Annotated in this window: 5 protein-coding genes and 1 riboswitch; of the genes, 3 read left to right on the top strand and 2 right to left on the bottom strand. The window is 44.6% G+C overall.

Translation table 11 applies throughout. The features are described 5' to 3' along the window. Positions 1-96: 96 nt before the first annotated feature. Positions 97-630 (bottom strand): AI-2E family transporter, encoded by a 534-nt coding sequence (locus B9G53_RS01445; protein WP_094528542.1) that lies wholly within the window; start codon positions 628-630, stop codon positions 97-99. A gap of 323 nt (positions 631-953) precedes the next feature. Here B9G53_RS01445 and B9G53_RS01440 point away from each other — a divergent pair, with 323 nt between their 5' ends. After that, on the top strand, positions 954-3,038 hold the full coding sequence (locus B9G53_RS01440; RefSeq protein WP_094528541.1) for a M3 family metallopeptidase: 2,085 nt from the start codon (positions 954-956) through the stop codon (positions 3,036-3,038). 273 nt (positions 3,039-3,311) lie between these two features. Here the strand turns inward: B9G53_RS01440 and B9G53_RS01435 are convergent, their stop codons facing one another. Continuing rightward, positions 3,312-4,232, bottom strand: a complete 921-nt coding sequence (locus B9G53_RS01435; protein WP_094528540.1) for a branched-chain amino acid transaminase — start codon at positions 4,230-4,232, stop codon at positions 3,312-3,314. 168 nt (positions 4,233-4,400) lie between these two features. Between B9G53_RS01435 and moaA the strand changes: the two genes are divergently transcribed. Together moaA and B9G53_RS01425 are read left to right on the top strand one after the other, a co-directional pair. Further along, a complete protein-coding gene (gene moaA / locus B9G53_RS01430) occupies positions 4,401-5,384 on the top strand; it encodes a GTP 3',8-cyclase MoaA (protein WP_094528539.1) in 984 nt (327 codons plus the stop codon). Positions 5,385-5,480: 96 nt separating this feature from the next. Next, a riboswitch (cyclic di-GMP riboswitch) is annotated at positions 5,481-5,577 on the bottom strand. Between the two features lie 253 nt (positions 5,578-5,830). Continuing rightward, positions 5,831-7,948: a TIGR00300 family protein gene (locus B9G53_RS01425; protein WP_094528538.1), complete on the top strand. Its 2,118-nt coding sequence runs from the start codon at positions 5,831-5,833 to the stop codon at positions 7,946-7,948. The last annotated feature ends 87 nt before the right edge of the window (positions 7,949-8,035 follow it).

Genomic DNA, 8,035 nt, shown 5'->3' with positions numbered 1-8,035 from the left:
TGCTTCTGCCAATCTTTGAGATCTAACGGCTTGTTCAGAAGCGCTTCGTTTTGGTTCATTTTTTTACTGTCTTTTTATTTCATATTTTACCATGCCTTACAGCGGGAAGGGAGTAATTACCCCAACTAAAATTATATCTAGCAAGTTAAATAGAACCTTTTGTAATGTGGTCAAACCTATACTAATAGCGCTGAGAGCTTGTTCGCGAAGTTGTCCCTCAAAGGTACTTAAATCAACTTTAATATTTTGATTTTCCATGAAGGATTGGATGCTTTGCAACTGGGCGATCATCCAATCCAAAAGTTGGGGAGCCTGTGCAAGTAGTTGCTGTGCTTGAGCAATGACTGCTATTCCTAATGTAGCCGTTAAGCCACCGATAACTAGCAAAGCCAGTAAGAATACGACCAATACCGCTATTGATCGCGGGATAAACCGCGATATAAATTTGACTGGATAATTCAGTAAAAATGCGAGAATGGCAGCAAAAATAAAGATGACTATAACTGTTGCAAAATATGCCAATACCTGTGCGATCGCCCAAGCAAGAGCGAACATTAACAAGTAACGAACGAGTTGGGCATTATTGATGTGTTTCCACACCCGATTATTGTTGCTTTTGGGATCTTCCATTACAGCCTATAAGTAGTTCCATTGTCTATTACAGCGCTTTGCGCTCAAACCCGAACCGAGAGATTTTTTGAAAGTGCTTCGCGCTTAAACACAAACCAAAAGTTTTTTGGTTTGTGTTTAAGCGCGAAGCACTGTAAGTCTGTAACTAACCCTAAGTATATGTACACAATTACCGTACTTTGCACAAAATAAACCAGACCCACACGCGAGTCGATAACCTTTAACCTAGTCGCCTAATCAGTTTTCCTCTAATGCGGTTAGCGATCGCGATATAATCAAAGATAGCTAATTTACAAATCTTAAAGATTAACCAAAAATTATTTATGAGTGAAGTTACTAATCCGCTCTTGATTGGCAAAGGCTTACCACCATTTCCAGACATCAATTCTGAACATGTGATTCCTGCGATCACCCAATTGCTTGAAGAAACTAGCGCAGGATTGACTGAACTTGAAGCAAACCTCCAGCCTACATGGTCAGGGCTAGTCGAGCCGCTAGAGCGTTTGACTGAGCGCATTGGATGGGGCTGGGGTGCGATCGAGCATTTATTAAGTGTAAAAAATAGTGCAGCATTGCGTGAAGCTCACAAAGTCGTCCAGCCCAAGGTTATCGAATTTTTTAACCGCTTTAGTCAGAGCCAGCCAGTCTATAAGGCCTATAAGGCAATTTACGGATCATCGGAGTGGGACAGCCTCGAACCTGCTCAAAAACGTATTGTTGAAGCTGCCATCCGTGATGCAGAGCTATCAGGCGTTGGTTTGGAAGGTGAAGCCAAAGACAAGTTTAATGCGATCCAAATGGAACTTGCTGAACTCTCCACTAACTTCTCCAATCATGTGCTTGATGCCACCAAAGAATTTAGTATGACGCTAAACAAACCCGAAGAGATTGAAGGTTTGCCTCCGAGTCTGTTAGCTCAAGCTGCTCAAGCATCTCGTTTAGATGGCGATGATAGAGCCACACCTGAAGATGGCCCTTGGTGTATCACCCTCGACTACCCTAGCTATGTGCCATTTATGCAGCATAGCCGTCGTCGTGACTTGCGAGAGAAACTCTATCGTGCTTTCGTTAGCCGTGCAGCAAGTGGTGAGTTTGACAATTCTCCATTAATAGATCGCATTCTTGAATTGCGTAAACAAAAGGCAAATTTACTTGGCTATTCTACCTATGCAGAATTGAGTCTGGCTCGGAAGATGGCTCCTAATGTTGAAGCAGTAGAGAAATTGCTAGAAGAACTGCGTCAATCCAGCTATGCTGCGGCTGTTAACGAATTTGCAGAATTGAAAGAATTTGCCAAGTCTCAGGGTGAAACTATCGAGCTTAAGCATTGGGATACTTCCTATTGGGCTGAACGTCAGCGTGAAACTAAGTTTAATTTCACTGTAGAAGAATTGCGTCCTTACTTCCCATTACCTCAAGTTCTCGAAGGTTTATTTGCACTAGTCAAGCGCTTATTTGGTGTAACCGTAGTTCCTGCCGATGGGAAAGCACCAATCTGGCATGAAAGTGTACGCTTCTTTGAAATTCAGAATGAGAGTAATGAAGCGATCGCTTATTTTTATCTCGATCCCTATAGTCGTCCTGCGGAAAAGCGTGGTGGTGCATGGATGAATGATTGCATCGGACGCGCCAAAGTGATTGAAGATGGTCAGCCGATTACTCGTTTACCTGTTGCCTATTTGATTTGTAATCAATCGCCCCCCGTTGATGGCAAGCCTAGCCTCATGACCTTTGGTGAAGTGGAAACCCTCTTCCATGAGTTTGGTCATGGATTGCAACATATGTTGACCAAGGTTGACTATTCAGGAGCATCAGGTATTAATAACGTCGAATGGGATGCCGTCGAACTTCCTAGTCAATTCATGGAAAACTGGTGCTACGATCGCGCTACTTTGTTTGGCATGGCGAAACACTATGAAACAGGCGAAACCCTGCCCGAAAGTTACTTCCAAAAGTTGATTGACTCCAAAAACTACATGAGTGGTTCGGGAATGCTCCGTCAATTGCATTTCAGCCTTGTCGATATCGAGTTACATCACCGCTATGAAGTCGGCGGCTCTGAAACGCCAATGCAAGTGCGATTGCGCCTTGCCGAAACCACAATGGTAATTCCACCTTTGCCAGAAGATAATTTCCTTTGTTCCTTTGGTCACATATTTGCGGGAGGATATGCCGCAGGTTATTACAGTTACAAATGGGCAGAAGTCCTCAGTGCCGATGCCTTTGCTGCTTTTGAGGAGGCAGGGCTAGAGAATGAAGAAGCGATCGCTTCAACGGGTAGACTCTATCGCGATACAGTTCTTGCCCTCGGTGGTAGCAAGCATCCGATGGAAGTCTTCAAAACTTTCCGAGGTCGCGCACCTATTACTGCACCTTTACTCCGTCACAGTGGTTTAGCGAAAGTGTAGCTCATAAAAGGAGCCATTCATGAATGGCTCCTCTATAAAGTTGCGCCCCGTAGGGACGCAACTTTATGGGTTTTACTCTGTAACTAATTTTGCCTAGCTACTTAGGTAATCTCAGGATAACAAACCAAATCAGGATTTCCTTTTTTCTAGCTTACTAATCATCTAGCAAATCTTTCCACTACATTATTTATAGCTTTCGCCATTTCTTGTTAGGACATAAAAACCAAAAGTATGAGGCGGCGCGAAGCGCCGCCTCATACTTTTGGTAATAAACTAGACCTTGGTTAGCCAGTGATGATAGTCAGGTAAAAGCCCTTGAACAGCTTTGCTGTATAAATCGCGAAGCTTCTTGGTGATTTCGCCAATTGTGCCATCACCAACAGGACGATGATCAAAGCTGGTGATTGGAGCGAGTTCAGTTGCTGTACCAACAAAGAAAGCTTCATCGGCAATGTATAGCTCCGTGCGATCGATTGTACGCGATACCGTTTCAAGTCCTAATTCTTTAGCAGCTAACTCCATTACTGAACTACGAGTAATTCCTTCCAGAATATTGTCAGTAATTGAACTAGTGATTAGTTTTCCATCTCTTACTAAAAAGAGATTCATCGCACTTCCTTCAGCGACATGACCTTCATTCGTTAACACAACAACATCATCAAAACCAGAGGCATAGCCATCGGTCTTCGCAAGAGCCGTATTTACATAAGCGCCATTCACTTTTGCACGAGCAGGAATTGCATTGTCATCTAAACGTCGCCATGAAGAAACACCAACCTTGATGCCATTACTAGTATCAAGATATCCATCCATCGGCACACTGAACAGACAAAAATCATCATGGGTATGAGGAACTTTGAGAATTGGTCCAATCCGAAGGTCAGACTTGTAAATAATTGGGCGGATATATGTAGCGGAGTTACACTGATTGCGTTGGATTAACTCGGTAGTGAGGTGAACCATCGTCTCCACATCAAGGGGATGCTGCAAGCCAATAATGCGGCAACTTTGGATGAGACGTTGATAATGCTCTTCTAGGCGAAATGCCGCCATCCGATTTTCTTCTGGTAGCCAATACGCCTTAATTCCTTCAAAGACAGCCGTACCATATAGAAATGCGTGGGTGCGGATACTGATTGTGGCATCTTCGAGGGGTACAAATGTCCCGCGTATGTAGGCGTACTGTGAGGTCATGGTTTAAAACATCTTGATCAATTATTTTTCTATCATATAGCTAGGACAAATCAAAACCTAAAAATTAGTTGCGACAAGTCGCACTCTGAATTACAAAATCAGAAATTAATTGAGGCGCTTAGCGCCTCAATTAATTTCTGCCACGCCAGCCATGAGGACATTAAATCTGTGAACAATGTTGACTACCTTCGCATCAGTTTGATCGATCGCTGCAATTTTCGCTGCACATACTGTATGCCTGAAGGCTCGGAAGTCGATTATATTCAAGCGCAGGAAAGCCTCACCAATACTGAGTTAATTAACTTAATTCAAGAGGTATTTATTCCCCTTGGCTTTAAGAAATTTCGGCTGACAGGTGGGGAGCCTCTACTGCGGCGAGATTTAGTGAGTTTGGTGGGAGCGATCGCCAATTTACAGGGGGTAGAAGATTTGGCGATGACCACCAATGGCTTTTTACTTGGTGAATTAGCCCAGCCACTGTATGCAGCAGGTTTACGCCGCATTAACATTAGTCTCGATTCCCTCGATCGCGATGTGTTTCGGCAAATTACAGGTCGTAATCTCTGGGAAAAAGTCTGGGCTGGGATCTTGGCAGCCCATGAGGTGGGCTTTGATCCACTCAAGTTAAATGTAGTAGTTGTGCCAGATGTAAATGATCGCGAAATATTAGATTTAGCGGCTCTAAGTATTGATCGCCGTTGGCATATTCGGTTTATTGAGTTTATGCCGATTGGTAACGACAGCTTATTTACGCATAAGGGTTGGGTGGACTCCGCAACTCTGCGCCAACAAATCAGCGATCGCTACGGTCTAGAGGCTGGCAAATGCAAAGGTAATGGCCCTGCCGATGTATTTCAAATTCCCAATGCTAAGGGGACTTTGGGCTTTATTAGTCAAATGTCTGAATGTTTTTGCGATCGCTGCAATCGGATGCGGCTATCGGCTGATGGTCTATTGCGTCCATGCCTATTAAATGAAACGGGACAGATCGATCTAAAAACTGCCATGCGTCAGGGCAAAAATTTCGCTGAGTTAAGAATTGCGGTGCGCGATTTACTAAATCTCAAGGACGAAATTAATTTTAAAGAACGCGATCGCGGCACTGGTGAGCAGAAAAGCTATTTTCGCACCATGTCCCAAATTGGCGGCTAATTTAAAAAATCTCGCTACGCGAGATTTTTTAAAAACAAAAAGGCTCGCAATGCGAGCCTTTTTGTTTTATTCAGTTGTAGGATTACAAAATATCCCTTCGGCATTAGTAGCCACCATACCGTATGTGTAGCGGATAGCTTTAGGTCTACCAATTTGCGCTTACCCCTTTCGGAAGTAATTGCCATTTCGGGGATACTAGACCCACACGGGGGGGAATAGGATGGGTCTGCTAATAATCTAGCCTATTCCCCCATTATTTGCAATAGTCTATGAAAATTTTTTTGGCAGCAATTATCAAGAGACGATAACTTTTGCGAGAGCTTACAGCATGAAGCATTAGGTATGATTAGAGATTGGCAGCTTTGCAATTGTTTGGCAATTTTTGGTGGCTGCCAGTATGGATGTGACCAAAAATTGCATTCTCCTCTAATTATTTACTTTTATTTATGACTGCCCAACTGAATTATCTGATGTGCGCTCCCGATCACTACGACGTAGACTATGTGATCAATCCTTGGATGGAGGGCAACGTTCACAAATCTAGCCGCGATCGCGCTGTAGAGCAATGGCAAAAACTGTATGGAGTCCTCAAGGGTTTAGTTAATGTCGAGCTAGTGACACCCGAAAAAGGCTGGCCGGACATGGTATTCACCGCCAACGCTGGTCTAGTATTAGGCGACAAAGCGGTATTGAGCCGTTTTTTACACAAAGAGCGTCAAGGCGAAGAGCCTTATTTCAAAGCATGGTTTGAGTCTAAAGGCTTTACAGTGTTTGAACTGCCTAAGGATTTACCCTTTGAAGGTGCTGGTGATGCTCTGTTCGATCGCAGTGGTGGTTGGCTCTGGGCTGGCTATGGCTTCCGTTCCGAACTAGATGCTCATCCTTACTTGGCGAAATGGCTCGATGTCGAAGTTCTTTCGCTACGTTTAATTGACAATCGCTTCTATCACCTCGATACCTGCTTCTGTCCTTTAACAGGCGGCTATTTACTTTACTATCCACCTGCCTTTGATTCCTATTCCAATCGTTTGATCGAAATGCGCGTTCCTGCGGACAAGAGGATTGCGATCGAAGAAGCGGATGCTGTTAACTTTGCTTGCAATGCGGTCAACGTCGAACGCAATGTAGTAATGAATAAAATCAGCGATCGCTTAAAACAACGCATTACTAACGCTGGGTTCACCGTCATCGAAACTCCTCTCACTGAGTTTCTGAAAGCTGGTGGCGCAGCAAAATGCTTGACTTTGAGAACTATTGAAGTTCCTATTGCCGCAGAAAGCAGTGACCAAACCATTGAGCAAGGCGGCGTAGAAGCAAGAATTGTCGAATTAACAGGACATTTGCTAGATTCAGGCATCATCAATCGCGCCCTTGATTTGGTAACTGATAATGGTGGCAGTTTCCAAGTATTAGAGTTCAATCTTGGTGAACAAAGACAAAGCACTTCTTTAGCCAGAATCCGTATTTCTGCCCCATCCCATGACCTCATGGAAACAATCATGGGTGAACTGATCGAAATTGGTGCAGTATTACAAGATCGTGAGACATGCGCTGCCAATTTGGAACCAGTCTTGCAAGATGGAGTCGCGCCCGATGACTTCTATGTATCCACAATTTATCCCACTGAGGCATGTGTGGATGGCGAGTGGATTCGTTGTACAAATCAGCGGATGGATGCAGCGATCGCCATTAGTCCCGATGGTAAAACTGCTACCTGTAAGCTTTTGCGCGATCTCATTGTAGGCGATCGCGTCGTAGTTGGTTACGATGGCGTGCGGACTGTGCGTAAGCCTGAAGCTAGAGATACCGCCAAGAAAGAAGAATTTTCCTTCATGGGTGCGGGTGTATCTAGCGAACGTCGCGTCGAACTCGTAGTTGAGCAAATCGCATGGGAACTTCGCCAAATTCGTGATCGCGGCGGTAAGTTAGTTGTCTCCTGTGGTCCCGTAGTTGTGCATACTGGTGGCGCTCCTCACTTGGCTTACTTGATTCGTGAAGGCTATGTGCAGTCAATGCTCGGTGGTAATGCGATCGCCGTTCACGACATGGAACAATCTTCAATGGGAACTTCCCTCGGCGTTGACCTCAAGCGTGGCATTAGCGTCAAGGGTGGACATCGGCATCACCTAAAAGTGATTAACTCTGTCCGTCGCTATGGCAGTATCCACAAGGCAGTTGAAGCTGGTTTTGTGAAGACTGGTGTGATGTACGAATGCGTTAAAAACAATATTCCCTTTGTCCTAGCTGGCTCCATTCGCGATGATGGACCCTTGCCTGACACTGTAATGGATTTACTGGAAGCACAACGTCTTTACAGTGAGCAAATTCGTGATGCTGACATGATTTTGATGTTGTCATCAATGCTGCATTCCATCGGTGTGGGTAACATGACTCCCGCAGGTGTGAAGATGGTTTGTGTGGACATCAATCCTGCGGTGGTGACCAAACTCTCTGATCGCGGTTCTGTTGAGTCCGTCGGCGTTGTCACCGATGTCGGGCTATTTCTCAGCTTGCTAGTGCAGCAATTGAAGAAGCTCGATAGTCCTGTGGCTGTCGCGGCTTAGAGCGCTAAATTGAGAAAATAATTTAGTCCCTTTGCACCTATTCTTATTATGAAAACGATTTTGGTGTTTCCAGCGTCGAAGTCTCTG

Source organism: Pseudanabaena sp. SR411, assembly GCF_002251945.1.
Classification (GTDB): Bacteria; Cyanobacteriota; Cyanobacteriia; order Pseudanabaenales; family Pseudanabaenaceae; genus Pseudanabaena.
The sequence above is the reverse complement of the archived record's forward strand: the minus strand, read 5'-3'. Positions and strand labels throughout refer to the sequence as shown.

Bases quoted from the DNA above. Each gene is read 5' to 3' on its own strand.
- B9G53_RS01440 (WP_094528541.1), top strand. From the start codon at position 954: ATGAGTGAAGTTACTAATCCGCTCTTGATTGGCAAAGGCTTACCACCA.
- B9G53_RS01425 (WP_094528538.1), top strand. From the start codon at position 5,831: ATGACTGCCCAACTGAATTATCTGATGTGCGCTCCCGATCACTACGAC.
- B9G53_RS01435 (WP_094528540.1), bottom strand. From the start codon at position 4,232: ATGACCTCACAGTACGCCTACATACGCGGGACATTTGTACCCCTCGAA.
- B9G53_RS01445 (WP_094528542.1), bottom strand. From the start codon at position 630: ATGGAAGATCCCAAAAGCAACAATAATCGGGTGTGGAAACACATCAAT.